The following is a 25,848-nucleotide window of genomic DNA, read 5'->3' on the forward strand; positions in this document are numbered from 1 at the left end:
TCCTGCTAATTCCGTTGTTCACCAGACCCTTGCCATGCTGGCAAGGATCAGTGATGTGCCCATTCGACCGTGTTCAGATCGACGCCATCCTTGAACATCTCCCACAGGGGAGACATCTCGCGCAGACGACCGATGGAGTCGCAGATGAGCTTGATTGCGTAGTCGATCTCTTCTTCGGTGGTGAAGCGACCGATGCTGAAACGGATGGAGCTGTGTGCCAGCTCGTCGTTCAGGCCCAGGGCGCGCAGCACGTAGGAAGGTTCCAGGCTGGCCGAGGTACAGGCAGAACCGGAAGAGACCGCCAGATCCTTCAGTGCCATGATGAGGGATTCCCCTTCCACATAGGCGAAGCTGACGTTCAGGTTACCCGGTACACGCTGATCCAGATCCCCGTTGATATAGACTTCTTCGATGTTCTTGATGCCATCCCACAGACGCTGGCGCAGGGCCATGATGTGCTGGCTCTCGCTCGCCATCTCTTCCTTGGCGATGCGGAAGGCTTCCCCCATGCCGACGATCTGGTGGGTTGCCAGGGTGCCGGAGCGCATGCCGCGCTCGTGACCACCGCCGTGCATCTGGGCTTCCAGACGAACACGGGGCTTGCGGCGCACATACAGGGCGCCAATGCCTTTCGGGCCGTATACCTTGTGGGCGGACATGGAGAGCAGATCAACCTTGAGTGCTTCCACGTCGACCGGGATCTTGCCCACGCTCTGGACGGCGTCCACGTGCAGCAGGATCTTGCGGGAACGGCACAGCTCGCCGATGGCAGCGATGTCTTGCACCACCCCGATCTCGTTGTTGGCGTGCATGATGCTGACCAGGATGGTGTCATCACGCAGGGCGCCTTCGATCTGCTCAAGAGTGAACAGGCCGTTGGGCATGGGCTCGAGGTAGGTCACCTCATAGCCTTCACGCTCCAGTTGGCGGCAGGTATCCAGCACGGCTTTGTGCTCGGTCTTGGAGGTGACGATGTGCTTGCCCTTGCCGGCGTAGAAATGGGCGATGCCCTTGATGGCCAGGTTGTTTGACTCGGTCGCACCGGAGGTAAAGACGATCTCGCGCGGGTCCGCGCCGATCAACTCTGCCACTTGATTACGGGCCAGATCCACCGCCTCTTCGGCCTGCCAGCCGAAACGGTGGGAACGGGAGGCTGGGTTGCCGAACAGGCCGTCCATGGTGAGGCACTGCATCATTTTTTCTGCGACACGCGGGTCCACCGGACAGGTTGCCGAATAATCAAGGTAAATAGGCAGTTTCATCTTTTTCTCCGTTACGACGGGGTCACACAGCGACTCGTCGTGGAAAGCACGTTTATAGTTGGACTTTCAAGCTCACATCACCGCGTTCGGCCCGATCAACCAGGGACAACACGGTCTTCATTTGTTCATCTTGCTTGCCGGCGATACGGCGCACATCGGCCTGACCAACCAGCTCGGCCAGGGTGATATCCCCCAGGAAACTGGAGATGCGTTCGCTCAGATCCCGCCACAAGGAGTGGGTCAGGCACTGGGTACCACCGTGGCAGCCCCCTTTGCCGAGGCACTTGGTCGCATCGACCGATTCATCGACCGCGGTGATCACCTGACCGACCGAGATCTCGCCAGGGGCCAGACCGAGGCGATAGCCGCCACCGGGGCCACGTACGCTGCTCACCAGACCATGTTTGCGCAGACGAGCAAACAGTTGTTCCAGATAGGACAAAGAGATGCCCTGGCGCTCTGAAATATCAGCCAGGGGCACGGGCCCCTGCTCTGCATGCAACGCCACGTCGAGCATGGCTGTCACCGCGTAACGTCCTTTTGAGGTCAGTCTCATATGCCTTACCGTCTTGCGAACCAATCAATATGTGGCATATGGTCACATACCCGACTAAATCAGTCAAGTATATGCTTGAGTAAATCAGTCGGGATTAATCCTGTGCCCTGGACTTCTGGACAGAGGTGAGAATGCCCCGCAGGATGTTCAACTCCACCGCTTCGGGTCTGGCCCGATTGAACAGACGACGCAGTTTGCTCATCACATGGCCTGGATGGTCATCGGCAATGAATCCCGTCTTTTGCAACGTCTGCTCCAGATGCTGATAAAACCCTTCCAGTTGCTGGGCGCTGGGGTACTCGACCCGCTCATCCTCCGGGGCCGAATGCTCCTGGTTCTGTACTTCCAGCCAGCGCATCCGCACCTCGTAACAAAGGGTCTGCACTGCCATGGCCAGATTGAGGGAGCTGTATTCTGGATTGGCGGGAATGGCCACATGGAAGTGGCATTTTTGCAGTTCGTCATTGGTGAGGCCGGTGCGTTCACGGCCAAACACCAGCGCGACCGGGTGCTCCATGCCCTCGGCAACCAGCTTCTCGCCCGCTTCACGGGGATCCAGCATGGGCCAGCTCAGGGTGCGGGAACGGGCACTGGTGCCGATGACCAGACCACAGTCGGCAATGGCCTCGTCCAGGGTCGGCACGATTCGGGCGCGAGCCAGGATATCGCTGGCCCCCGCCGCCAGGGCGACGGCCTCCTCATCCGGCTGGGCCTGGGGATCGACCAGCACCAGTTGAGTCAGTCCCATGGTCTTCATGGCCCGCGCCGCGGATCCCATGTTGCCGGTGTGAGAGGTGTTTACCAACACGATACGAATCTGATCCAACATGCCCAGTCAATCTTCAGTCAAAAATGGCGCGCAATTGTAACATAACCAATCGCTATTTTGGCACCGCTTCCGACCAGGCATTTCTGCACAAACAGGCAGATGATCCATCCCCACCCTGCGTGGTCACGCTGACAGTGGGGTACTGCGGCTCAAGTTCACCTGTTCGCAGCACTCGGGCAAGAAAACGGCTCAGCTCATTGTCGCGGCAGTGGGCACGTGCGTCTCGCGGGCCCGCTCGATAAAGGTCGCCAGATCCATCAGGGGGAATTTCATCAATCCCAGCCCGTCCAGATCCAGGCTGTCCATCAGATTTTTCACCTCCAGGCCCAGCTCTGTATCCCCCTCTATCTTCAGTCGGCGCTGGAAGAAGAGGGAATCCGGGTCTTCACGGCGCCCGGCGATCAGAACAAGATCCTGGCTATTGCCGCTGAAACAGACATCGACGTGCTCACACTTCCTTGCCACCACCAATTTGCCCTCCTGCTCGCTGATAAACCAGCATAGCCCCAGATCGCTGACTTCCACTTTCAGCCACTTGCCCGTAAGAAACGCAAATTCCCCCTCTTCGATGGCCTCCCGGAATACCCTGCCCAGCAGGGCCTCCATCAGGTTTTGTTGCAAAGGGAAGGGCACCAGCTTGAGGGGGTGGCGCAAGAGACGGGGTGCCTGTTCGACCAGGCGACGTTGAAGATGTTGAAACACGATAAACTCCCAGTTTTTTGCGCATTCAAGCACAGCCCCTTCGGCAAGATCCTGTTGAAAATCAAACTTGTGTCCACTTACCTCAAGAAGGGTAAAGCCACCTAAAGCTGCCTCAGGTCAAAAAGCGGGAGGGCAAGCATGAATACAATCGGGCCACTTTGCATTTTTGCCCTCTCGGAGCGTACCCGATGGAATTACTCTGCCCGGCAGGCAGCCTGCCGGCACTGAAGACAGCCGTGGATAACGGGGCCGATGCGGTCTACATCGGCTTCAAGGATGACACCAACGCCCGCCATTTCGCCGGGCTCAACTTCACCGACAGCAAGCTGGAAAGAGCGGTTGACTATGTCCACCAGCATGGCCGCAAGCTGCACATCGCCATCAATACCTTTGCCCACCCGGGCTCCGATGCCCGTTGGAAGCAGGCCGTGGACAAAGGGGTGGCGCTCGGTGCCGATGCCCTGATCATCGCCGATCTCGCCGTGCTCGATTATGCCAGCCGCCGCCATCCCGACATGGAGCTGCATGTCTCGGTCCAGGCCAGCGCCACCAACGCCGCTGCCATCCGCTTCTACCAGCAGCACTTCAACGTCGGCCGGGTGGTGCTGCCGAGGGTGCTCTCCATGCATCAGGTGAAGCAGCTTGCCCGCGAGACCGACGTCGGCCTTGAGGTGTTCGCCTTCGGCAGCCTCTGCATCATGGCGGAGGGGCGCTGCTACCTCTCCTCCTACATGACCGGCGAGAGCCCCAACACCGTCGGCGCCTGCTCACCGGCCAAGTTCGTACGCTGGGAGGAGACCCCGAGCGGCCTCGAATCCCGCCTCAACGAGGTGCTGATCGATCGTTACGGCCCGGGGGAAAATGCCGGCTACCCGACCCTGTGCAAGGGCCGCTTCGAGGTGGATGGCCAGACCTATCACGCGCTGGAGGAGCCCACCAGCCTCAACACCCTCGGCCTGTTGCCCGAGCTGTTCCAGACCGGCATCCAGTCGGTCAAGATCGAGGGGCGCCAGCGCAGCCCCGCCTATGTGGAGCAGGTGACCCGGGTCTGGCGCGCCGCCATCGACGCCTATCAGGCCAACCCCGAGGCCTATCAAGTCAAGGCTGAGTGGGATGCCCAGCTCGCCCGCGTCTCCGAGGGGAGCCAGACCACCCTCGGTGCCTATCATCGCCAGTGGCAATAAGGAGCCCTGTTCATGAAATTCTCTCTCGGCCCCCTGCTCTTCTACTGGCCCAAGGCCGACACCCAGGCCTTCTATCAGGCGGCCGCCGCCAGCCAGGCCGACATCGTCTATCTGGGGGAAACCGTCTGCAGCAAGCGGCGCGAACTGAAAGTGGATGACTGGATTGCCCTCGCCCGTCAGGTGGCGGGCTCCGGCAGGCAGGCGGTGCTCTCCACGCTGGCGCTGATCTCTGCCCCCTCCGAGCTCAAGGAGGTCAAGCGGCTGGTCGACAACGGCGCGCTGATGATCGAGGCCAACGATCTGGGGGCCGTCCAGCTCGCCAGTGAAGCCGGGCTGCCGTTCGTCTGCGGCCCCGCCATCAACGCCTATAACGCCGACGTGCTGCGCATGCTGCTCAAACAGGGAATGCAGCGCTGGGTGATGCCGGTGGAGCTCTCCCGCGACTGGCTGATGCAGCTCAATCAGGATCTGGGCAGGGAGCGCCAGCAGTTCGAGGTGGAGGTGTTCGCCTATGGTCATCTGCCGCTCGCCTACTCGGCACGCTGCTTCACCGCCCGCTCCCTCGACCGGCCCAAGGACAACTGCGAACTGGCCTGCATCCACTACCCCACCGGCCGACTTGCCAGCAGCCGCGAGGGGCAGAAGGTGTTCAACCTCAACGGCATCCAGACTCAGTCCGGTTACTGCTACAACCTGGGCAACGAGCTCAAGGGGATGGAGGGGCTGGTGGATGTGGTGCGCCTCTCGCCCGAAGGCATGGAGACCCTGACGATGCTGGAGCGCTTCAAGGCCAACGAACAGGGGATGGCCCCCCTGCCCCTGCAGCAGGAGCGGGACTGCAACGGTTACTGGCGCCAGATCCCCGGCATGAGCCTGGTGGAGTAGCGGTACAACCCGTGTCACCAGACAGCAAAAAGGCCTCGTCAAGAGGCCTTTTTCATGGGGTTCAAACCCGTTTAGTCACGCTTTGCCGCTCTTGCCCTGGGCTCCGGGTGGCTGGGGCTTGCGCGCCATCAGTTCCAGCTCCAGCAAGGCATAGCGATGCTCGATGAAGTCATAGACGTTGTTGGCCAGCGCCAGCTTGAAGTAGCTGATGGCTTCCTTGCGGTTACCCTTGGCCAGCTCGAACTTGCCGAGGTAGAAGTAGGTCTCGCACAGGCGCTCGGCGAGCTCCCTGTTGTCCTTGACCCCTTTCACCACGTTGCTCATCAACTGGGTGGCATTGATGTCGCCCGTATAGAGGCGCACCAGATCCCAGTTCCAGGCGTCGTCGTCATATTTGTTGAGCCGCTCGCGCATCCGGCTCATGGCCGCCGGTCCGTTGAGCTTCTGCTCGGCCAGATAGAGCCAGATCACCCGATAAGGGTCTTCTGGTTGCGCCTCGTAGAAGCGCTTCATATCCGCCGCGGCAAGCTCGGGGCGATTGCCGTAATAGAGCGCGATTCCCCGGTTGAGATAGGCGTAGTCGTAATCCGGGGCGAGCTCCAGAGCGGAGTCGAACGCCTCATAGGCCTCGTCGTAGTTCTGCTGTTGAACCAGATAGACACCGATGAAGTTGTAGGCCTCGGCAAAATCCGGCTTCTCCCGCAGGGCGCGGTTGAAGTCGAGTCGCGCCAGGGAACGCAAGCCCACCCGGTCAAACACCACGGCACGCTCATAGAAGAGTTCTGCCCGCTGTTCGGTCGTCAATTCCATTTCACTGAGCATCTGCCCGAGTCGCGCCAACGCCAACTCGCTCTGGTAGGAGACCTGCAAGGGGGTCGCCAATACCAGTGAAGCGGGTTGCGGCTTGGGAACTTGAGGCGCTTTTACCTGACTGCTACTGCTGCAACCCCACAAGGGGAGCAACAACAGGATACCCGTGAGGTATCCAATCCCTATCCTGACGTTCAATGAACACTCCGACGCTTACGCTTGACCCCGCATATGGTAAAGATCACGGGGCCGTTTGTCATGTGGCGCAGCCCCTCTCCCTCAAATAAATCAGGATTCGACAGGGTATCCGGCATCGCTCCAGCCGCGAAAGCCTCCATCGACGCTGACGACCCGGGAATAACCCATCTTCTGCAGGTTATCCGCCACCAGGATGGAGCGAAATCCCCCACCACAATAGAGGTAGAGTTCGGTGTCGGGATCCGGATACCGGGTCTCGATGTCACGCTCTATCACCCCGCGCCCGAGATAGGTGGCCCCCGGCAGATGGCCCCTGGCCCACTCGCTCTCTTCGCGCACGTCGATCAGATGAAATGCTCGGCCCTCATCCTGCCAGCGCTTGATCTGGTGCACATCGGTTTCCTGCACCTGCGGGCGGATGACCTCTACCAGGGCCAGAAAACGGGGATTGTGTTGCATGGGCTTGCTCCTTGCTTTGGGTAATGGATGCTGGGTTGTGGGGAGCATCATGACTCACCCCGGCCACAAGAGAAAGGGCGCCTTGCGGCGCCCTTGTCTGTTACGGCAGGATCTCTTGCTGATCCGCGCCCTCTTTTTCCACCTGGGTCGGCAGCATGTGCTCCCGCTTGATCCCGAGGAACATGGCTGAGGCGCTCGCCACATAGATGGAGGAGTAGGTCCCGAAGGCCACCCCGATCACCATGGCGATGGAGAAACCGTGGATCAGAGGCCCGCCTTTGAGCAGCAGCGCCACCACCACCACGAAGGTCAACCCCGAGGTGATGATGGTCCGGCTCAGGGTCTCGGTCATGGAGAGATCCATGATCTCCGCGGTGTCCCCACGGCGTACCTTGCGGAAATTCTCCCGCACCCGGTCGAACACGACGATGGTGTCGTTCAGGGAGTACCCCACCAGCGTCATCAGCGCCGCCAGCACGGTCAGGTCGAACTCGTACTGGAAGTAGGCGAAGATGCCGAGGGTGATGATCACGTCGTGAGCCAGGGAGAGGATGCCCCCCGTGGCCAGACGCCACTCGAAGCGCACCGCCACGTAGATCAGGATACAGATGATGGAGGCCAGCATGGCCAGGGCACCGTCGGTGGCCAGCTCGTCACCCACGGAGGGACCGACGAACTCGACACGCTTGAGCACGGCGCTCTCGTCGACCAGCTTGGCGGCCGCCAGGACCTCGTTGCCCTGCTGCTCGACCTTGACGCCCTCTTGGGGGGCCATGCGCACCAGCACATCACGGCTGGAGCCGAAGAACTGCAGGGTCGCCCCGTCAATCTTCTGCTGATCCAGCGCCTCGTGCATCTTGTCCAGGCTCACCGACTGCTGGAACCCCACCTCGATGGTGGTACCGCCGGTGAAGTCCAGCCCCCAGTTCAGGCCACGATCGTACAGAACGTAGAGGGCGAGCACCGTTACCAGAGCAGAGAGGACCATACCCAGCTTGGCGAAACGCATGAAGGGGATGGGCTTTTCAAAATGTAGAATTTGAAACATGTCTCTTCCTTAGATCGGCAGCTTGTCGATGCGCCGTCCACCCCAGGCCAGGTTGATGATGGCGCGGGATACCGTGATGGCAGTGAACATGGACGCCGTCAGGCCGATCCCGAGGGTCAGGGCGAAGCCCTTGATGGCACCGGTACCGATACCGAACAGGATCACGCAGGTGATGAGCGAGGTGATGTTGGAGTCGGCGATGGTGGAGAAGGCGCGATCAAAGCCCAGGTGAATGGCTTGCTGCACCCCGCGACCATTGCGGATCTCTTCACGAATACGCTCGTAGATCAGCACGTTCGCATCCACCGCCATCCCCAGCGTCAACACGATACCGGCGATGCCCGGCAGGGTCATGGTGGCCCCCGGGATCATCGACATGATACCGACGATGAGCACCAGGTTCATGGTCAGCGCCAGATTGGCCACCCAGCCGAAGGCACGGTAGTAGATCCCCATGAAGAGCACGATCACCAGCATGGCCCAGCCGATGGCTTCCATCCCGCTGTCGATGTTCTGCTGACCCAGGCTCGGGCCTATGGTGCGCTCTTCGACGATCTGGATGGGGGCAATCAGGGCACCGGCACGCAGCAGCAGCGCCAGGTTGTGGGCTTCGTTGGCGTTGTCGATCCCGGTGATGCGGAACTGGCTACCCAGGCGAGACTGGATGGTGGCGACGTTGATCACCTCCTCCTGCTTGCGGAACTTGCGCTTGCCGTCCGGACCAGGCTGCCCCACCGGCTTGTACTCGATGAAGACGGTCGCCATGCCCTTGCCAACGTTGTCCTTGGTAAAGTTGGCCATCTTGTTGCCACCCTGACCATCGAGCTTGATGTTGACCTGGGGACGGCTGTATTCATCGAAACCGGACTGGGCACCCACAATGTGGTCACCAGTCAGGATCACGCGCTTTTGCAGTACCACGGGACGACCGTTGCGATCGTTGTAGACCTTGGAGCTCGGCGGCACGCGGCCTGCGGCAGCGGCCTGGATATCGGCAGCCTCATCGACCATGTGGAACTCCAGGGTCGCGGTGGCCCCCAGGATCTCCTTGGCACGGGCGGTGTCCTGGATCCCCGGCAGCTCGACGATGATACGCTCGCCGCCCTGCTGCTGGACCAACGGCTCGGCCACACCCAGTTCGTTCACCCGGTTGCGGATGATGGTGATGTTCTGCTCGAGGGCATACTTCTTCACCTCTTTGACCTTGGCTTCGCTCAGACTGGCCAGCAGGATGAAGTCATCCCCTTTCTGGTCGGTGGTGAAGACAAGATCCGCATTCTGGCGACGCAGGAAGGAGAGTGCCTTGGCCTGATCGGCCTCGTCACGGAAGACCACCTGCACCTGATCCCCGACCCGGCGTACACCGGAGTAGCGGATCTTCTGGGTGCGCAGCTCGGCGCGGAAATCCTGCACCATCTGTTCCTGCTGCTTGGCCAGCGCTTCGGCCATGTCCACTTCCATCAGGAAGTGCACACCGCCCCGCAGGTCAAGACCGAGCTTCAGGGGCGCCGCGCCGATGGCCTCAAGCCAGGCGGGGGTCGACGGTGCCAGGTTGAGGGCGGTGATGAAATTGTCGCCCAGCTTGTTGGCCACGATGTCGCGCGCCTTGAGCTGGTCTTCGGTGTTGTTGAAACGGATCAGGATGAAGCCGTGCTCGAACGCCGCATGCTTGACCGGGATCTTCGCCTCGTCGAGGGTTTCCTTCACCTGATCGAGGGTTTCTAGTTTGACTTCGGCACCACGGCTGGCAGAGACCTGCAAGGCCGGGTCTTCGCCGTAAAGATTGGGGGCTGCATATAGAAAACCGATGGCGATCACGACGATCACCATCAGGTATTTCCACAGCGGATAGCGATTTAACACGCTGTGCTCCTCGGGAGATTAGAGGGACTGGATAGAACCCTTGGGCAGAACGGCAGAGACGAAGTCACGCTTGATGGTGACCTGAGTCTGATCGTTCAGGGCCAGCACAATGTAGTCGCTGTCGGCGGAAACCTTGGCGATCTTGCCGACCAGGCCACCGGAAGTGAGCACTTCGTCGCCCTTGGAGAGGGAGCTCATCAGATTGCGATGCTCCTTGGCACGCTTGGCCTGGGGACGGTAGATCATGAAGTAGAAGATGAGACCGAACACGGCCAGCATGATGATCATTTCCATGCCACCACCCTGTGCTGCCGGAGCCGCGCCTTCTGCATACGCCTTGGAGATAATGCTCATTTAACAACCTCTTATTGATGTAGATTTGAATACTAACTTATATGTCGTTGTTATTTCACGTCATTTTCAGCCAGTGGAGGCACAGGCTTCCCTTGCCGACGGTAAAACTCAGTTACAAAGTCGTCTAATTTACCCTGCTCGATCGCGTCCCGCAAACCCTGCATCACGCGCTGGTAATAACGCAGGTTGTGGATGGTATTCAGACGGGCACCGAGGATCTCGTTGCACTTGTCCAGATGGTACAGATAGCTGCGGGTGTAGTTCTTGCAGGTGTAGCAATCGCAGTCCGCATCCAGGGTGCTGGTGTCTTCCCGGTACTTGGCGTTGCGGATCTTGACCACCCCATCGGTGGTAAAGAGATGACCGTTGCGGGCGTTGCGGGTCGGCATCACGCAGTCGAACATATCGATACCGCGGCGCACCCCTTCCACCAGATCCTCCGGCTTGCCCACCCCCATCAGGTAGCGCGGCTTGTCGGCTGGAATTTTCGGGCAGACATGGTCAAGGATGCGATGCATGTCCTCTTTGGGCTCACCCACGGCGAGACCACCGACCGCGTAACCGTCGAAGCCGATCTCAAGGAGACCGTCCAGCGACACATCCCGCAGCGGTTCGTAGACAGAACCCTGAATGATGCCGAACAGGGCGTTCTTGTTGCCCAGCGCATCGAACTTGTCACGGGAGCGCTTGGCCCAGCGCAGGGACATCTCCATGGACTTGCGCGCTTCCTCGTAAGTGGCCGGGTACGGGGTGCACTCGTCGAAGATCATCACGATGTCGGAACCCAGATCGTACTGGATCTCCATGGACTTCTCGGGGTCGAGGAAGATCTTCTCGCCGTTGATGGGATGACGGAAGTGCACCCCCTCCTCGGTGATCTTGCGGATGTGCCCCAGACTGAACACCTGGAAACCACCGGAGTCGGTCAGGATGGGCCCCTGCCAGTTCATGAAGTCGTGCAGATCGCCGTGGGCGCGCATCACTTCCTGACCCGGGCGCAGCCAGAGGTGGAAGGTGTTGCCAAGCAGGATCTGGGCACCAGTCTCACACACCTCTTCCGGTGTCATCCCCTTGACGGTGCCGTAGGTGCCGACCGGCATGAAGGCCGGGGTCTGGACCACGCCACGCTCGAACACCAGTTGACCGCGACGGGCACGCCCATCGGTGGTTTTCAATTCAAATTTCATTGCTACCTCTATTCAGTCAGAGAAACAGTCTGACAACAAAGGGCCCGAGAGGCCCGGTAATATGAAGCCGGCCGGCATACTGACAAGCAGAGCCTGAACGACTTCTGAAGGGCAAGGCTTAACCCTGCACCCGGCGACGGGTGACGAACATGGCGTCCCCGTAGCTGAAGAAACGGTACTGTCCCGCCACGGCGGCCTGATAGGCGGCCATCACGTTGTCGTAGCCTGCAAAGGCGCTGACCAGCATGATCAGGGTGGATTCGGGCAGGTGGAAGTTGGTGATCATGGCATCGACCACCTGGAACTCGTAACCGGGGAAGATGAAGATGTCGGTGTCATTGAAGAAGGGCGCCAGCGGCTTGCCCTGGGCCAGGGTCGCCTTGGCCGCGCTCTCGAGGGATCGCACCGACGTGGTGCCCACCGCAACCACACGACCGCCGCGGGCGCGGGTCGCCGCGATGGCATCCACCACCTCCTGGGGCACTTCGGCGTATTCCGAGTGCATGTGGTGATCTTCAATCTTGTCGACGCGCACCGGCTGGAAGGTGCCCGCCCCCACGTGCAGGGTCACGAAGGCCATCTCCACGCCCTTGGCACGGATCTGCTCGAGCAGCGGCTCGTCGAAGTGCAGACCGGCGGTCGGCGCCGCCACAGCACCCGGCTTCTGGTTGTAGACGGTCTGGTAGCGCTCCTTGTCGGCATCCTCGTCGGGACGGTCGATATAGGGAGGCAGCGGCATATGGCCGATGGCATCCAGAATGGTCAGCACAGGGCGCGGGTCCAGGAAGTGGATCTCGAACAGAGCGTCGTGACGGGCACGCATCTCGGCCTCGACGGGCACGCCGTCGGCACCGCCATCCAGAAGGAGGCGGGTACCTGGCTTGGGGGACTTGGACGAGCGGACGTGCGCCAGCACGCTGTGCTCGTCCAGAATGCGCTCCACCAACACCTCCAGCTTGCCGCCGCTGGCCTTCTGGCCAAACATGCGGGCCGGAATGACACGGGTATTGTTGAACACCAGCAGATCGCCGGGGTTGAGCTGGTCAAGCACATCGACAAAATGACCGTGGCGCAGGGCGCCGGTTTGACCATCGAGCTGCAGCAGGCGGCTAGCGGTACGCTCCGCCATGGGATAGCGGGCAATCAGCTCGTCTGGCAGATCAAAATGAAAATCGGATACTTGCATCTTTCACCTCGGGGGAATCGGCGGCTAGTCTAGTTATCCCCCTCTTCCAAGGCAACCCAAAAGACTAAAAACCCAAGGAAGACAAGGGATAGCGGGCCATTTTGTGAGGCTGGGCCCGTTAAAAAACCTTTAAGGTTTTGTATTGACCCCGATCATGTTCTGGCGACGGGGGCTGGGCTAGGGTGGAAGCAGACACACAAGGAGGCCCACCATGATGACCCTCTCCGAGATCATGACTGAACACCCCTTTACCCTGGGTCCGGAAAACAGCGTCAAGCAGGCGATGGAGCTGATGCAGCAGGAGCGGATCCGTCACGTTCCCATCGTCGATGAACACCAGCATCTGCTTGGTCTGGTCACCCTCTCGGACATCCTGGCCACCCGTGAATCCAAGCTGCTGCTGATCAACCCCGAGCGGGAGGCGGAGTTCACCGACAGCGTCCAGCTCGACGAGATCATGACCCGTCAGGTGGCGAGCGTGGATCCCCACGCCGGCATCAAGGAGGCGGCCCTGTATCTGCAGCGCCACAAATATGGCTGCCTGCCGGTACTCAAGGGGCGCAAGCTGGTAGGCATCGTCACCGAGTCGGACTTCATCGCCGTGGCCATCAATCTGCTGGAGCTGATGGAGGAGCAGGAGCCCCCAACCGATTTTTGATCTTAAAATTCTGTAATAAAATTACAACAAAAGCGTTTTCAGCCTAATTTAACGGCTATTTAAGTGAAACACTTTCAATTTGACTGTAAAATTACACCACAAAACTTGCGTTGTGACATTCATCACACTATGATGCCCATCATGCAATGGTTGCCGAAGAGGAGATGAGGATTGTGCACCCGCCATCTTCTCTTCATATGTCTGCAAGTTTGCACACCCCGTAGTTAGTCTTTGCTGTAAAGCATATTTATCGCCATTCCTTGTTTGATGACCCGGCCCTGTCTGTGCGACTGCGCCGGGATTTTTTTATCCCTCTTTTTTCTACTGCGCCGCCTCGTCTGCCCCCTTCTCTGCTCACGCAATGAAAACAAATCCGGCCCAGCCCTTGAAAATGTGACATGCAGGACAGAAATTGAACTTCGACAATGAGTTATCTCCGAAGGCCTGAGATATTCATGTTAGGTACAGTTGTGATGGTCTATCTAATAAATAGATTTATGTGATTCAAAATTGTGGCTTTGACCGATTAGAAAAAGTCACTATGATGACTCCATCGAAAGTTAAGCGCCTCGTCTGGCACGACTCTTCAACACCAGACAGGCATATGTACATCACCAAGGAGCAAATACATGTCTACCTACATCAACACTGAAATCAAGCCGTTCAACGCCACCGCCTACCACAATGGCAAATTCGTTCAGGTGTCTGACGCTGACCTGAAAGGCAAGTGGTCCGTGGTGTTCTTCTACCCGGCTGATTTCACCTTCGTCTGCCCGACCGAGCTGGGCGACCTGGCCGACAACTACGCCGAATTCCAGAAGCTGGGCGTCGAGATCTACGCCGTCTCCACCGACACCCACTTCACCCACAAGGCCTGGCACGACACTTCTGACACCATCCAGAAGATCCAGTACCCGATGATCGGCGACCCCACCGGCACCATCACCCGCAACTTCGGCGTGATGATCGAAGAAGCTGGCCTGGCTGACCGTGGTACCTTCGTCATCGACCCGCAAGGCGTCATCCAGATCGTTGAAATCAACGCTGGCGGCATCGGCCGTGACGCACTGGAACTGCTGCGCAAGGTCAAGGCTGCCCAGTACGTTGCTTCCCACCCGGGTGAAGTGTGCCCGGCCAAGTGGAAAGAAGGCGACGCCACCCTGGCCCCGTCCCTGGATCTGGTAGGCAAAATCTAAGCCTCCCCGCTCTGAAGACCGGCCCGTTCAAGGGCCGGTCTTGTTTACGGCCCTCAGAAAATGCGCTGGTCTGCTGTGTGGACCTCTGTTTTCTGTATCCGGTCATCGTGCCGACCCGCATTCAGCAAGAAGGAATTCGACCATGTTAGATACCAACCTCAAACAACAACTCAACGGTTACTTGCAGTACATCGTCAATCCCATCGAGATCAGCGTGTCCGGCAATGACAGCGACAAATCCGCCGAACTCCTGGCATTGGCCAGCGAGATCGCCGAGATGTCCGCCAAAATTTCCCTGACCGATGGCACCAATGCCCGCAAGCCTTCCATGAGCATCGCGCCCCAGGGCCAGGCCCCGCGCGTGCACTTTGCCGGCATTCCCATGGGTCATGAATTCACCTCCCTGGTGCTCGCCCTGCTGCAAAGCGGCGGTCACCCCTCCAAGGCCGATCCGGCTGTGCTGGAGCAGGTGAAGAACCTCAAGGGCGAGTTCCACTTCGAGACCTATATTTCCCTCTCCTGCCACAACTGTCCGGACGTGGTACAGGCCCTGAACCTGATGTCCACCCTGAACCCCGGCATCACCCACACCATGATCGACGGTGCCCTGTTCCAGGATGAGGTGAACGAGCGTCAAATCATGGCGGTCCCGAACGTCTACCTGAACGGTCAGCCGTTCAGCCAGGGCCGCATTTCGCTGGAAGAGATCGTTGCCAAACTCGACACCGGCGCTGCCGAGCGCAAGGCGCAAGAGCTGAGCGAAAAAGCGCCTTATGACGTGCTGGTGGTGGGCGGTGGCCCGGCCGGCGCCGCCGCGGCCATCTATGCCGCCCGCAAAGGCATTCGCACCGCCATTGTCGCCGAACGTTTCGGTGGCCAGGTGATGGACACCGTCGGCATCGAGAACTTCATCTCCGTGCCCTACACCGAGGGCCCCAAGCTGGCGGCCAGCCTGGAGCAGCACGTCAAGCAGTACGGCGTGGAAGTGATCACCGAGCAGCGCGCCGCCGCCATCAGCAAGGATGGTTACGTCAACGTGGACCTCGCCTCAGGTGCCACCTTGAAGAGCCGCGCCGTGATCCTGGCAACCGGTGCCCGCTGGCGCGACCTGAACGTGCCGGGTGAACTCGAGTACCGTACCAAGGGTGTGGCCTACTGCCCCCACTGTGACGGCCCCTTCTTCAAGGGCAAGCGCGTGGCGGTGATCGGTGGCGGCAACTCCGGCATCGAGGCGGCCATCGATCTGGCCGGCATCGTCGAGCACGTCACCGTGGTAGAGTTCGCCGATACCCTGCGTGCCGACGACGTGCTGCAGAAGAAGGCCCGCTCCATGGGCAATATCGACATCATCATGAGCGCCCGCACCACCGAAGTGATCGGCGATGGCAGCAAGGTGGTGGGCATGGATTACGAAGATCGCACTACCGGCGAGATCAAGCATCTGGCAGTGGCTGGCATCTTCGTCCAGATCGGTCTGGTGCCGAACACCGAGTTCCTCAAAGGAAGCGAGATTGCCCTGACCCGCTTTGGCGAAATCGAGATCGACACCAAGGGTGCCACCTCCCTGCCCGGCGTCTATGCCGCAGGGGATGCCACCACGGTACCGTTCAAGCAGATCATCATCTCCATGGGGGCAGGTGCCACCGCCGCCCTGGGTGCGTTTGATTACCTCATTCGCAACCCGGCGCCGGAAGCACAAGCTACCCAGGCCGATGCCGTGACCGCCTGATAGCCGCCGCCCAACAAAAAACCGACTCCCTGGAGTCGGTTTTTTTATCCCTGTCGTTGGGTCGCCAGCCTTCAGCGCCCCTGCGGCGCGTCCCTCTCCTGCCCCTCTTCACTCACCGCTCTCTCTTCTGCATCAGGCACGGCATAGCTCGCCGGCACTGCCTCCCCTTCCAGATCCGTTCTTGGCTCCAGCTCCGCCGTCATGGGGGTGTTGGGGGGCACAGGTATGAAAACCTGATGCTCCGTCAGCGGAATGGGGGCTCGCTTACGCCTGCGCCAGCCGAGATAGGCCGACAGCAGCAGACCGCACAGGGCAAAGTAGACGAACAGCCCCTGTGGTCCGAACGTCGCCATGGTAAAGGGGGCCAGCAGCGGACCCGTCATGGCTCCCAGGCTGTAGGCAAGCAGCAGCCCCTGGTTTGCCCCCAGCACCTGATCCGGGCGCAGTTCATCGCAAGCATGGCTGAGGCTCAAGGGATAGATGGAGAACGCCATGCCCCCCAGCAGGAAGACAAGAGTCCCCTCGATTGGCTCGCGCCAGGGCTCCGGCAGCAGCACCATCAGCAACGCGATCAGGGTCAGCAGGGCGCAGAGCAGCAGGATCACCAACCGTCTGTCGTAACGATCAGATGCACGCCCGATGGGATATTGCAGACACATCCCCCCCAGGATCACCAGCGCCATCATGTCCGCCACCTGGGATAGGGAGGCGCCGCTGTCGGTGAAATAGAGCGGCAACAGCCCATAGATGGCCCCGAGGATGAGGCCCGAGGTAAAGCTGCTGCCCATCCCCGCCGGAGTGAGGCGCACCAGCTCCAGCACTCCCACCGGCTGGGGTGCCACCATGGCCGGCGTCGCCACTCGGGAGAGAGCCAGAGGCACCACGGAGAGAGTCGCCGCCATGGCGCACAGGGCGAACGGCGTCAGCACCATGGGGTCCACCTGCTTGAGCAGCAGCTGGCCCAGGGCAAGTGAACCGTACAGCAGGATCATGTAGAGGGACATCAACCGCCCCCGGTTCGCCGGGGTGCTTGAGACCAGCATCCAGGACTCCAGCACCACGAACAGGCCGCCGGTGGCAAACCCCCCGATCAGCCGCAGCGCCGCCCAGGTGACAGGCTCCACCACCATGCCGTGCAGCAGAAACAGAAAACAGAGCAGGGAGGCATAAGCCGCATAGGCCCGGATATGCCCCACCCGGATGATGAGGCGGGCATTGATGAAAGTCCCCAGCACCAGGCCGCCGAAATAGGCAGCCGACACCAGACCGATGGCCTGGGCGGACACCTGCTCGGCGGAGAGACGCACCGTCAGCAGGGTATTGAACAGACCGTGACCCAGAATGAAGATCACCAGACTGGTCAGGGGGGACAGCAACCTTGTCAGTGCCATGGAGCCTCCTCGCAACAAAAGGGTCATGGTAGCCCCTGCCTCCCGCCCCCTTCAACCCGAATGCCCTCCCCCTGCGGGGCTATGCTTGACGGGAACCCCACATGGAGATCCGAAAGATGAGACTCATGCTGTTGTTGGCCGCCCTGCTCTTTTGCGGCAGCGCCCTCGCCTTCCACTGCCCCATGGACATGAAGAAGATAGACGACGCCCTGGCCGCAGACCCCGCCCTCAGTGCCGAGCAACTGGCCGAGGTGAAGCAGTTGAGGGCGGACGGAGAGACCCTGCACAACGCGGGCAAGCATCAGGAATCGGTCGATACCCTGGCCAAGGCCATGGCCATTCTCAGCATCGATCAGGGCTGATACCGCCCCTTCGCCGCGCGACGGTCTCTTTCGCATCGCCCGGATACAGACCGCCAAAATGAAACAAGGCCCTCGCCATCACTGGCGGGGGCCTTTTCACTGCGGATGTCAGCGCTGAACGGGGCTACACCCGGCCACTGTAGACCAGAGTGCAATAGTTGAAGGCTATCTTGCCGTCAACGGCGTGGCGAGCAAACTCGCGGCGAACGAGCGCCGTCATCTGATCGTGGGCCGGCGTGCCCGCCACAGGCGCATAGGAGGAGGAGTTGAGCCGTCCAAGCACCCCGTCAAGATCGAATAGCTGGCTGTTCTCGAAGCGATCGAGCCGGTACTCCCCGGTGAAGAAGGCGCGAAAATCCGCCTCACCGAGGTTGCGATGATTGACCTCCTCGTAATCCCCCGAGTAGGCGTGCAGCCCCTCTTCATAGGCCTTGAGAAACGGGGTGTTCGTCAGCCTGTCATTCCAGATGAGGGCGACCTGGCCACCGGGCTTGAGCAGCCGCTGGCACTCCTGCCGAAAAGCCGCGCGATCGAACCAGTGAAACGCCTGGGCGACCGTCACCAGATCCATCGCCCCCGTGGGCAGGCCCGTGGCTTCCGCACTGCCGTGCAGCCAGCCGATGTTCCCCACCTGAGCAAGCAGCCGTTTGGCGGCAGCCCGCATATCGTCATTGGGCTCCACCGCCCAGACCCGCGCGACCCGGGGGGCCAGCAGGGCGGTCAGGATGCCGGTGCCCGCGCCGATGTCCGCCACCTGGGCCTCTGGCCCCATGGCCAGCTCCCTTGCCAGAAAATCCAGCATGGCGGCGGGATAACCGGGTCGATATTTCACATAGGCTTCGACCCGGGTCGAGAATCGCTGGGTACTGTCCATGGCAGACTCCTCTCTTGCTGCGGCCTTCATGCCGGCTCCCGGCCTGGTGACCAGGATCCCCATGCCACTACACTTGACCCCATCATGCAAGCCCCAAGCGGGTGGCAAACGGCGTACAGGCTGGCTTGCCACCCAGCAAAACAGCAGGCGCTGGGGCGGCAGGATACCCATCGGGGCGCCCGCTCACGGGCGTCGAAGGACAAACACCAGGATGGAGCTGCGACACAATGAGACCAGTCAAGAACAGGATTTGCCTCTGGTATGACGGGGATGCCGAGGAGGCGGCACGGTTTTACGCCAGCCTCTTCCCCGACTCCGCCATCGGTGCCGTACACCGGGCCCCGGCCGACTATCCCGCCGGCAAGAAAGGGGATGTGCTGACGGTCGAGTTCAGGGTGATGGGGATCCCCTGCCTCGGCCTCAACGGCGGGCCCGGGGTCCGCCACAACTGGGCGTTCTCGTTTCAGGTGGCCACCCAGGACCAGGCCGAGACGGATCGCTACTGGCACGCCATCATCGACAGCGGCGGTCAGGCGAGCGAGTGCGGCTGGTGCCAGGACAAGTGGGGCATCTCCTGGCAGATCACCCCTCAGGTCCTCATCGAGGCGATAAGCGATCCCGACCCCGAGGCAGCGAGACGCGCCTTCGAGGCCATGATGCAGATGGACAAGATTGACATTGCCACCATCGAGGCGGCGCGCCGGGGCGAGTAGCCCGTTCGCACGGGCGCCACACACAACAAGGCCACCCCTGGGGGTGGCCTTGTGCATATTGGCTGTCAGTCTTACTGCGCCGCGATTACTTGGCGTAATCCTCGGTGGGTACGCAAGAGCAGAACAGATTGCGATCGCCATAGACGTCGTCGATACGGTTGACCGACGGCCACAGCTTGCTGGCGCGCACCGCGTCGGATGGGAAGACCGCCTCGGCGCGGCTGTAACCACGGTTCCACTCTGCATCCATCACGTCGTCCTGGGTGTGCGGCGCATGGACCAGGGGGTTGTCGGCAAGGCTCCAGTGACCGTCCTGCACCCGGGCAATCTCGGCGCGGATGGCGGTCATGGCTTCCACGAAGCGATCCAGCTCGCGCTTGGATTCGGATTCGGTCGGCTCGACCATCAGGGTGCCCGCCACCGGGAAGCTCATGGTCGGCGCGTGGAAGCCGTAGTCCATCAGGCGCTTGGCCACGTCCATCTCGCTGATGCCACTGGCTTCTTTGAGCGGGCGGATGTCCAGAATGCACTCGTGGGCCACCCGGCCGTTGCGACCTGTATAGAGCACGGGGAAGGACTCGCCGAGCTTCTTGGCCAGGTAGTTGGCGTTGAGGATGGCGACCTGGGTGGATTTCTTGAGCCCCTCGTCCCCCAGCATGGCGATGTACATCCAGCTGATGGGCAAAATGCTGGCCGAACCGAACGGAGCGGCAGACACGGCGCCGTTGTCACGGCTCTCCTTGTCGGTCTTGACCACGGCGTGACCGGCTACAAACGGTGCCAGGTGTTTCTTCACACCGATGGGGCCCATGCCCGGACCGCCACCGCCATGAGGAATGGCGAAGGTCTTGTGCAGGTTGAGGTGAGAGACGTCCGCGCCGATAAAGCCTGGCGCCGTCAGCCCGACCTGCGCGTTCATGTTGGCGCCGTCGAGGTAAACCTGACCACCATACTGGTGAACGATGTCGCACACCTCCTTGATGGTCTCCTCGTACACCCCGTGGGTGGAGGGGTAGGTCACCATCAGGCAGGAGAGCTGGTCTCCGACCTCGGCGGCCTTGGCGCGCAGGTCGTCCAGATCCACGTTGCCTGCCTTGTCACAGGCGGTGACGATGACCTTGAGGCCCGCCATCTGGGCGGAAGCCGGGTTGGTACCGTGGGCAGAGGCCGGGATGAGGCACACATCGCGATGCCCCTCGCCGCGGGACTCGTGGTACTTCTTGATGGCGAGCAGGCCCGCGTATTCGCCCTGAGCGCCGGAGTTGGGCTGCATGCAGACCGCATCGTAGCCGGTCACCTTCACCAGCCAGTCTTCCAGATCTGCCAGCAGCAGCTGGTAGCCCTGGGTCTGCTTGAGCGGCGCGAAGGGGTGCAGCTTGCCGAATTCGGGCCAGGTCACCGGGATCATCTCGGCGGTGGCGTTGAGCTTCATGGTGCAGGAGCCGAGCGAGATCATGGCGTAGTTCAGGGCCAGATCTTTCGCTTCGAGACGGTGGATGTAGCGCAGCATCTCGGTCTCGGAGTGGTACTTGTTGAATACCTCGTGAGTCAGCACGGCGTCGGTGCGCAGCAGATCCTGCGGGATCGCCTGATGCGTCTGGGCGGCCTGGTCGAGGGCCTCCACATCGAGGCCGTGACCCGCCCCAAGGAACAGATCGAACAGCTCGGCCACATCCCCTCGGGTGGTGGTTTCAGAGAGGGACACACCGACCGCACCATCGAGATCCGCACGCAGGTTGATGCCGAGCCCTTCGGCCTTGGCAATGAGTGCAGCCTTGTCCGACGTCAGTACTGTGAGGGTATCGAACCAGCTTCCGTGCTTGAGGGCCACGCCCTTGGCGGTAAGGCCGAGCGCCAGGATGGTGGTCAGACGGTGCACGCGGGAGGCGATGGTTTTCAGCCCCACCGGCCCGTGGTAAACGGCGTAGAAGCTCGCCATGTTGGCCAGCAACACCTGGGCGGTACAGATGTTGGAGTTGGCCTTCTCGCGGCGGATATGCTGCTCGCGGGTCTGCATGGCCATGCGCAGGGCGCTCTTGCCACGGGCATCCTTAGAGACGCCGATGATGCGACCCGGCATGGAGCGCTTGTAGGCGTCGCGGGTGGCGAAGAAGGCGGCGTGGGGGCCACCGTAACCCATGGGCACGCCGAAGCGCTGGGCACTGCCGAACACCACGTCGGCACCCAGTTCACCCGGGGATTTGAGCAGCAGCAGGGAGAGCATGTCGGTCCCGACGCAGGCCAGCCCCTTCTGGGCCTGGACGGCGGCAATGAGGGAACGCAGATCGGTCACATTGCCGGTAGTGCCCGGGTACTGGAACATGGCACCGAATACCTCTTCGCTCACGGCCTCGCCCGCAGGGCCGACCACCACATCGAAACCGAAGTGGACCGCGCGCTCCTTGACCACGTCGATCACCTGGGGGTGAACGTCGTCGGCCACGAAGAAGAGGTTGGATTTGGATTTGGCCATGCGCTTGGCCAGCGCCATGGCTTCGGCGGCGGCGGTGGCTTCATCGAGCAGGGAGGCGCTCGCCAGATCCATGCCGGTGAGATCCAGGGTGAGCTGCTGGAAGTTGAGCAGGGCTTCGAGACGGCCCTGGGCCAGCTCGGGCTGATAGGGGGTGTAGGCGGTGTACCAGCCCGGGTTTTCCAGCACGTTGCGCAGGATGACGTGGGGCACGTGGGTGTCGTGGTAGCCCATGCCGATGTAGCTCTTGGCGATCTGGTTCTTGGCCGCATAGCCCTTGAGCTTGGCCAGGGCCTCCACTTCGGTCATGGGGGCGCCGATACCAAGCGGCCCCGGACGGCGGATGGCGGCGGGGACCGTCTGCTCAATCAGATCGTCCAGGCTCTCGGCCCCCACGGTGGCGAGCAGGGCCCGCACTTCTTCCTCACCCGGGCCGATATGACGGCGGATGAAATCGGTTTTTTGCTCGAGTTCAAACAGTGACTGGGTCATTTCCCTATTTCCTGGTAATAGGTCCTGGCATGACATCCTGACAACCAAGACCTGATGTTCCTGTAGCCGGTCGATACCGGCTCCACTCATGTTCTGTGTCCGCCGCAGGCAGACGGGGAATGCGGCAAGGGCATCCCGAAGGCGCAAAGGCTGCGCCTTTCCTGCAACCGCCATGGCCGCAGGATGGCAGTCATACAAGTGGGCCCTGCTGTGTTGGCAGGGCCCGGGGCATTACTCTTCGTCCACCACGTTCTGGTAGCCTTCAGCATCCAGCAGGTTGGCGAGCTCGCCCGCGTCGTCCAGCTTGATGCGGAACAGCCAGCCGGCGCCGTAGGGGTCGGAGTTGACCAGCTCGGGGCTGCCTTCCAGCTCTTCGTTGACGGCCAGGATCTCGCCGCTCACCGGGCTGTAGATGTCGGAGGCGGCCTTGACGGACTCCGCCACGGCGCAATCTTCACCGGCGCTCACCTGCTTGCCCACTTCCGGCAGATCGACGAACACCATGTCCCCCAGCAGATCCTGGGCGTGCTCGGTGATGCCGACCACGGCTTCGCCGTTGGCTTCAACACGGACCCACTCGTGGGAGGTGGCATATTTCAGTTCGCTCGGGATATGGCTCATTTGTGCTTCCTTTATGCTCTTGGATCGCTTCAACAAAAATGGGGCGGCGAAGGTCAACCCTCGCCGCAATCAATGATTACACCAACGGCTGGCCGTTGCGCACGAAGGCCGGCTTGGTGACTTTCACGGTGACCTGCTTCTTGCGGATCTCCACCTGGGCCTGTTCGCCGATATCGCGGGGCACCCGCGCCAGGGCAATGCTGTAACCCAGGGTGGGCGAGAAGGAGCCGGAGGTGATCACCCCCTCCCGTGTCTCGCCGCTCTCGCTGGTGAAGGTGACCGGCATGCCGGCACGCAGCACGCCCTTTTCTTCCATTACCAGACCCACCAGCTTGGGCTGGTTGCCGGCGGCCTTCTGGGCTTCCAGGGCGGCGCGGCCGATGAATTGGCGGGAGGCAGGCTCCCAGGCCAGGGTCCAGGCCATGTTGGCGGCAAGCGGAGAGATTGACTCGTCCATGTCCTGACCGTAGAGGTTCATGCCCGCTTCCAGGCGCAGGGTATCACGGGCACCCAGGCCACAAGGGGCCACACCGTTGTCCAGCAGGGCCTGCCACAGATCGCACGCCTTCTCTTGGGGGACCACGATCTCGTAGCCATCTTCGCCGGTGTAGCCGGTGGTGGCGATGAAGAGATCCCCGGCCTGCACACCGAAGAAGGGCTTCATGCCTTCGACCGCCGCATTCTGCTCGGGGGTGAACACCTTGGCCGCCTTGGCCTTGGCGTGGGGGCCCTGCACCGCGATCATGGCAAGCTCGGGGCGCTCGGTCACGCTCACGGCAAAGTCGATGGCGTGATGGCGGATCCAGGCCAGATCCTTCTCGCGGGTGGCGGAGTTCACCACCAGGCGGTAGAAGGTATCGGTCAGGAAGTAGGTGATGAGGTCATCGATGACGCCGCCTTCCGGATTGAGCATGCCGCTGTAGAGGGCCTTGCCGGGGACGGTGAGTTTGGCCACGTCGTTGGCCAGCAGGTGTTGCAGGAAGGCTTTGACCCGCTCGCCGGTCAAATCGACGATGGTCATGTGGGAGACATCGAACATGCCTGCATCGGTGCGCACCACATGGTGCTCTTCCAACTGGGAACCGTAGTTGATGGGCATCTCCCAACCGTGGAAGTCCACCATCTTGGCACCCGCTTCCAGGTGTTTCGGATGCAATACAGTAGTCTGGATCATCGCTGTGTTTCCTTAAGCGTTCGCGACAACACTCGCAATCCGCCCCGGCTCGTCGGGAACTACGGACCACAAGCTCTGTGCTCGTTCCCGCCCGGGCGGGCAGGAGTGATTCCTTGAACGGAGCGGATTATATGACAAGCGTGCCGGGGCACCGCTCAAAAAAAACTAATCCTCACCCGACTCACTGACACCAGACACTAAGGCAAAAACAGTGATAAAAACAGTCAAAACCGCGCCATTGCGGGATTTAATGTTGATTTTTACCGTTCCGTCACAATTTACAGAAAAACGTTTCGCTTCTCGCCAACATTAAAGGCTGACCCCCCAAAGGGTCATCTCGCCCTGTCAGATTAGTTTTTTTGTTAAAACCCCGGGGTAAGATTAGATTTTTTCACCCTTGGCCAGGGTGGGCAGCTCCCCATCCAGCCCCATGGCGGCCCGGATCATGCCCTGCTTGAGGGGGCCAAGACCGTCGACGGCGCGAAGCCCCACCCCGCGCACCAGCTTCTTGAGGGGGTTGCTGCCCGCAAACAGTCGCTTGAGCCCCTCCATGGCCGCCAGCATGCGCGCCGCCTCGCTCTTGCGCCAGCGCTCGTAGCCCCGCAGGTTGGCGAGCAGGCCGATGTCCGCGCCCTTACCGTGATGAATGAGGATCTGCTCCGCCAGAGCGGCGGCATCCAGCAAGCCCAGATTCACCCCCTGCCCCGCCAGCGGGTGGATGGTGTGGGCCGCATCCCCCACCAGCACCAGGCGCTCGCGGGCAAAGTCGCGGGCGTAGCGGGCGGTCAGCGGAATGGCGCTGCGAGCCCCCTCCACCTTGCACAGCCCGAGACGCCCATCAAAGGCGGCGGTGAGCTGGCGGTTGAAGCCGTCGTCATCCAGGGCGCAGAGCGCCTCGGCGCGGGCCGCGGGCACAGACCACACGATGGAGCAGAGGTCGGGCTGCCACAGGGGCAGGAAGGCGAGCGGCCCCTCGGGGGTGAAGATCTGGCGGGCCACCGCCTCATGGGGCTCGGCACAACGCACCGTCGCCACCAGGGCGTGATGACCGTAATCCCAGCTGGTGAGGGGAATGTCTGCCTGACGGCGCACCCAGGAGTGGGCGCCATCGGCGGCCACCACCAGCTTGGCCGAGAGGGCCTGGCCATCTTCCAGCAGCAGCAGGGCGCCCGCTGGCCCGCACTGCAGGCTGGTGGCCCGGGCCGGGGTCAGCATCTGGATATTGCTGGCCCCCGCGATGGCGTCCAGCAGCGCAAGCTGGATCACCCGGTTCTCGACGATGTGGCCAAGGGCCCCCTGACGCAGGCTGGCAGCATCGAAATCGATGTGGCCGAAACTGTCCTGCTCCCACACCTGCATCTTCTCATAGGGCTGCAGGCGGCGCGCCACTATGCCGTCCCAGGCGCCGACCCCTTGCAGGATGTGCTGACTCGCGAGGCTCAGGGCACTGACCCTGTTGTCCGGCGTCTCACCGAGCGTTGCATCGGGCAGCCGGCCTTCCACGATGGCCACCTTGATCGCCCGGTTCTTGAGGGCGGCAGCGAGCCCCAGGCCCACCATGCCCCCCCCCACGATCACCACATCCACATCTTGCATCTGCATTCTCTTGTGTCCTTTCCGGGCGAGTCGCCAGGATCTGCGAGGC

General features: G+C 61.3%; 24 protein-coding genes. 7 read left to right on the forward strand and 17 right to left on the reverse strand.

Features of this window, described 5'->3' with window-relative positions:
• Window positions 1-47: 47 nt before the first annotated feature.
• The 4 genes from I6L32_RS19205 to I6L32_RS19220 all read right to left on the reverse strand — a co-directional run bounded on the left by I6L32_RS19205 (window position 48) and on the right by I6L32_RS19220 (window position 3,349).
• Window positions 48-1,262, reverse strand: a complete 1,215-nt coding sequence (locus tag I6L32_RS19205) for an IscS subfamily cysteine desulfurase (RefSeq protein ID WP_010675060.1) — start codon at window positions 1,260-1,262, stop codon at window positions 48-50.
• A 52-nt stretch (window positions 1,263-1,314) separates the two neighbouring features.
• Window positions 1,315-1,818: a Fe-S cluster assembly transcriptional regulator IscR gene (iscR, locus tag I6L32_RS19210; protein WP_025327241.1), complete on the reverse strand. Its 504-nt coding sequence runs from the start codon at window positions 1,816-1,818 to the stop codon at window positions 1,315-1,317.
• Between the two features lie 94 nt (window positions 1,819-1,912).
• Window positions 1,913-2,647: a tRNA (cytosine(32)/uridine(32)-2'-O)-methyltransferase TrmJ gene (gene trmJ / locus I6L32_RS19215; protein ID WP_041215017.1), complete on the reverse strand. Its 735-nt coding sequence runs from the start codon at window positions 2,645-2,647 to the stop codon at window positions 1,913-1,915.
• 189 nt (window positions 2,648-2,836) lie between these two features.
• On the reverse strand, window positions 2,837-3,349 hold the full coding sequence (locus tag I6L32_RS19220) for an SCP2 domain-containing protein (protein WP_216944355.1): 513 nt from the start codon (window positions 3,347-3,349) through the stop codon (window positions 2,837-2,839).
• 188 nt (window positions 3,350-3,537) lie between these two features.
• On the opposite strand from I6L32_RS19220, the gene I6L32_RS19225 reads away from it, so the two are divergent.
• Together I6L32_RS19225 and I6L32_RS19230 are read left to right on the forward strand one after the other, a co-directional pair.
• Window positions 3,538-4,533 carry a peptidase U32 family protein gene (locus tag I6L32_RS19225; protein ID WP_128271750.1) on the forward strand — a complete coding sequence of 332 codons (996 nt, stop codon included), beginning with the start codon at window positions 3,538-3,540 and terminating at the stop codon, window positions 4,531-4,533.
• A 12-nt stretch (window positions 4,534-4,545) separates the two neighbouring features.
• A complete protein-coding gene (locus I6L32_RS19230; RefSeq protein WP_010675065.1) occupies window positions 4,546-5,418 on the forward strand; it encodes a U32 family peptidase in 873 nt (290 codons plus the stop codon).
• A gap of 75 nt (window positions 5,419-5,493) precedes the next feature.
• Here the strand turns inward: I6L32_RS19230 and nlpI are convergent, their stop codons facing one another.
• From nlpI to queA, 7 genes are all read right to left on the reverse strand, one after another.
• Window positions 5,494-6,426: a lipoprotein NlpI gene (gene nlpI, locus I6L32_RS19235; protein WP_280520777.1), complete on the reverse strand. Its 933-nt coding sequence runs from the start codon at window positions 6,424-6,426 to the stop codon at window positions 5,494-5,496.
• Window positions 6,427-6,516: 90 nt separating this feature from the next.
• Window positions 6,517-6,885: a rhodanese-like domain-containing protein gene (locus I6L32_RS19240; RefSeq protein WP_010675067.1), complete on the reverse strand. Its 369-nt coding sequence runs from the start codon at window positions 6,883-6,885 to the stop codon at window positions 6,517-6,519.
• A 100-nt stretch (window positions 6,886-6,985) separates the two neighbouring features.
• On the reverse strand, window positions 6,986-7,933 hold the full coding sequence (gene secF, locus I6L32_RS19245) for a protein translocase subunit SecF (protein WP_010675068.1): 948 nt from the start codon (window positions 7,931-7,933) through the stop codon (window positions 6,986-6,988).
• A gap of 9 nt (window positions 7,934-7,942) precedes the next feature.
• Window positions 7,943-9,796, reverse strand: coding sequence for a protein translocase subunit SecD (gene secD, locus I6L32_RS19250; protein WP_029314697.1), 1,854 nt, complete (start codon window positions 9,794-9,796; stop codon window positions 7,943-7,945).
• A gap of 18 nt (window positions 9,797-9,814) precedes the next feature.
• Window positions 9,815-10,150, reverse strand: a complete 336-nt coding sequence (gene yajC / locus I6L32_RS19255; protein WP_010675070.1) for a preprotein translocase subunit YajC — start codon at window positions 10,148-10,150, stop codon at window positions 9,815-9,817.
• 50 nt (window positions 10,151-10,200) lie between these two features.
• Complete coding sequence (tgt, locus tag I6L32_RS19260; protein WP_216944356.1) at window positions 10,201-11,337, reverse strand: tRNA guanosine(34) transglycosylase Tgt; 1,137 nt, start codon at window positions 11,335-11,337, stop codon at window positions 10,201-10,203.
• A gap of 118 nt (window positions 11,338-11,455) precedes the next feature.
• On the reverse strand, window positions 11,456-12,523 hold the full coding sequence (gene queA, locus I6L32_RS19265; RefSeq protein ID WP_010675072.1) for a tRNA preQ1(34) S-adenosylmethionine ribosyltransferase-isomerase QueA: 1,068 nt from the start codon (window positions 12,521-12,523) through the stop codon (window positions 11,456-11,458).
• A 211-nt stretch (window positions 12,524-12,734) separates the two neighbouring features.
• On the opposite strand from queA, the gene I6L32_RS19270 reads away from it, so the two are divergent.
• The 3 genes from I6L32_RS19270 (at window position 12,735) to ahpF (ending at window position 16,106) form a co-directional block, all read left to right on the forward strand.
• Complete coding sequence (locus I6L32_RS19270) at window positions 12,735-13,181, forward strand: CBS domain-containing protein (RefSeq protein ID WP_010675073.1); 447 nt, start codon at window positions 12,735-12,737, stop codon at window positions 13,179-13,181.
• A 629-nt stretch (window positions 13,182-13,810) separates the two neighbouring features.
• Entirely contained in the window at window positions 13,811-14,377 is a 567-nt protein-coding gene (ahpC, locus tag I6L32_RS19275; protein ID WP_010675074.1) for an alkyl hydroperoxide reductase subunit C, read from the forward strand.
• A gap of 142 nt (window positions 14,378-14,519) precedes the next feature.
• The gene (gene ahpF, locus I6L32_RS19280) at window positions 14,520-16,106 is read left to right on the forward strand and encodes an alkyl hydroperoxide reductase subunit F (protein WP_216944357.1); all 1,587 of its coding nucleotides are present in this window, start codon (window positions 14,520-14,522) and stop codon (window positions 16,104-16,106) included.
• Window positions 16,107-16,177: 71 nt separating this feature from the next.
• On the opposite strand, the gene I6L32_RS19285 is transcribed toward ahpF, so the two are convergent.
• Window positions 16,178-17,497 (reverse strand): MFS transporter, encoded by a 1,320-nt coding sequence (locus I6L32_RS19285; RefSeq protein WP_216944358.1) that lies wholly within the window; start codon window positions 17,495-17,497, stop codon window positions 16,178-16,180.
• 116 nt (window positions 17,498-17,613) lie between these two features.
• Here I6L32_RS19285 and I6L32_RS19290 point away from each other — a divergent pair, with 116 nt between their 5' ends.
• Entirely contained in the window at window positions 17,614-17,859 is a 246-nt protein-coding gene (locus I6L32_RS19290; protein ID WP_216944359.1) for a hypothetical protein, read from the forward strand.
• A gap of 124 nt (window positions 17,860-17,983) precedes the next feature.
• Here the strand turns inward: I6L32_RS19290 and I6L32_RS19295 are convergent, their stop codons facing one another.
• Window positions 17,984-18,733 carry a class I SAM-dependent methyltransferase gene (locus I6L32_RS19295; protein ID WP_010675078.1) on the reverse strand — a complete coding sequence of 250 codons (750 nt, stop codon included), beginning with the start codon at window positions 18,731-18,733 and terminating at the stop codon, window positions 17,984-17,986.
• Between the two features lie 227 nt (window positions 18,734-18,960).
• Here I6L32_RS19295 and I6L32_RS19300 point away from each other — a divergent pair, with 227 nt between their 5' ends.
• Entirely contained in the window at window positions 18,961-19,446 is a 486-nt protein-coding gene (locus I6L32_RS19300; RefSeq protein WP_216944360.1) for a VOC family protein, read from the forward strand.
• A gap of 85 nt (window positions 19,447-19,531) precedes the next feature.
• Here the strand turns inward: I6L32_RS19300 and gcvP are convergent, their stop codons facing one another.
• The 4 genes from gcvP to I6L32_RS19320 form a co-directional block, all read right to left on the reverse strand.
• Complete coding sequence (gene gcvP / locus I6L32_RS19305; RefSeq protein ID WP_216944361.1) at window positions 19,532-22,408, reverse strand: aminomethyl-transferring glycine dehydrogenase; 2,877 nt, start codon at window positions 22,406-22,408, stop codon at window positions 19,532-19,534.
• Window positions 22,409-22,639: 231 nt separating this feature from the next.
• The gene (gene gcvH / locus I6L32_RS19310; RefSeq protein ID WP_010675081.1) at window positions 22,640-23,029 is read right to left on the reverse strand and encodes a glycine cleavage system protein GcvH; all 390 of its coding nucleotides are present in this window, start codon (window positions 23,027-23,029) and stop codon (window positions 22,640-22,642) included.
• A gap of 76 nt (window positions 23,030-23,105) precedes the next feature.
• Window positions 23,106-24,203 (reverse strand): glycine cleavage system aminomethyltransferase GcvT, encoded by a 1,098-nt coding sequence (gene gcvT / locus I6L32_RS19315; RefSeq protein ID WP_010675082.1) that lies wholly within the window; start codon window positions 24,201-24,203, stop codon window positions 23,106-23,108.
• Between the two features lie 381 nt (window positions 24,204-24,584).
• Window positions 24,585-25,805 (reverse strand): FAD-dependent 2-octaprenylphenol hydroxylase, encoded by a 1,221-nt coding sequence (locus tag I6L32_RS19320; RefSeq protein ID WP_201997069.1) that lies wholly within the window; start codon window positions 25,803-25,805, stop codon window positions 24,585-24,587.
• Between the last annotated feature and the right edge of the window lie 43 nt (window positions 25,806-25,848).

The sequence above is a fragment of the Aeromonas sp. FDAARGOS 1402 genome (assembly GCF_019046925.1).
GTDB classification, from domain to species: domain Bacteria; phylum Pseudomonadota; class Gammaproteobacteria; order Enterobacterales; family Aeromonadaceae; genus Aeromonas; species Aeromonas caviae.

Bases quoted from the DNA above. Each gene is read 5' to 3' on its own strand.
- I6L32_RS19205 (WP_010675060.1), bottom strand. From the start codon at position 1,262: ATGAAACTGCCTATTTACCTTGATTATTCGGCAACCTGTCCGGTGGAC.
- iscR (WP_025327241.1), bottom strand. From the start codon at position 1,818: ATGAGACTGACCTCAAAAGGACGTTACGCGGTGACAGCCATGCTCGAC.
- trmJ (WP_041215017.1), bottom strand. From the start codon at position 2,647: ATGTTGGATCAGATTCGTATCGTGTTGGTAAACACCTCTCACACCGGC.
- I6L32_RS19225 (WP_128271750.1), top strand. From the start codon at position 3,538: ATGGAATTACTCTGCCCGGCAGGCAGCCTGCCGGCACTGAAGACAGCC.
- I6L32_RS19230 (WP_010675065.1), top strand. From the start codon at position 4,546: ATGAAATTCTCTCTCGGCCCCCTGCTCTTCTACTGGCCCAAGGCCGAC.
- I6L32_RS19240 (WP_010675067.1), bottom strand. From the start codon at position 6,885: ATGCAACACAATCCCCGTTTTCTGGCCCTGGTAGAGGTCATCCGCCCG.
- secF (WP_010675068.1), bottom strand. From the start codon at position 7,933: ATGTTTCAAATTCTACATTTTGAAAAGCCCATCCCCTTCATGCGTTTC.
- yajC (WP_010675070.1), bottom strand. From the start codon at position 10,150: ATGAGCATTATCTCCAAGGCGTATGCAGAAGGCGCGGCTCCGGCAGCA.
- tgt (WP_216944356.1), bottom strand. From the start codon at position 11,337: ATGAAATTTGAATTGAAAACCACCGATGGGCGTGCCCGTCGCGGTCAA.
- queA (WP_010675072.1), bottom strand. From the start codon at position 12,523: ATGCAAGTATCCGATTTTCATTTTGATCTGCCAGACGAGCTGATTGCC.
- I6L32_RS19270 (WP_010675073.1), top strand. From the start codon at position 12,735: ATGATGACCCTCTCCGAGATCATGACTGAACACCCCTTTACCCTGGGT.
- ahpC (WP_010675074.1), top strand. From the start codon at position 13,811: ATGTCTACCTACATCAACACTGAAATCAAGCCGTTCAACGCCACCGCC.
- ahpF (WP_216944357.1), top strand. From the start codon at position 14,520: ATGTTAGATACCAACCTCAAACAACAACTCAACGGTTACTTGCAGTAC.
- I6L32_RS19285 (WP_216944358.1), bottom strand. From the start codon at position 17,497: ATGGCACTGACAAGGTTGCTGTCCCCCCTGACCAGTCTGGTGATCTTC.
- I6L32_RS19290 (WP_216944359.1), top strand. From the start codon at position 17,614: ATGAGACTCATGCTGTTGTTGGCCGCCCTGCTCTTTTGCGGCAGCGCC.
- I6L32_RS19295 (WP_010675078.1), bottom strand. From the start codon at position 18,733: ATGGACAGTACCCAGCGATTCTCGACCCGGGTCGAAGCCTATGTGAAA.
- I6L32_RS19300 (WP_216944360.1), top strand. From the start codon at position 18,961: ATGAGACCAGTCAAGAACAGGATTTGCCTCTGGTATGACGGGGATGCC.
- gcvP (WP_216944361.1), bottom strand. From the start codon at position 22,408: ATGACCCAGTCACTGTTTGAACTCGAGCAAAAAACCGATTTCATCCGC.
- gcvH (WP_010675081.1), bottom strand. From the start codon at position 23,029: ATGAGCCATATCCCGAGCGAACTGAAATATGCCACCTCCCACGAGTGG.
- gcvT (WP_010675082.1), bottom strand. From the start codon at position 24,203: ATGATCCAGACTACTGTATTGCATCCGAAACACCTGGAAGCGGGTGCC.
- I6L32_RS19320 (WP_201997069.1), bottom strand. From the start codon at position 25,805: ATGCAGATGCAAGATGTGGATGTGGTGATCGTGGGGGGGGGCATGGTG.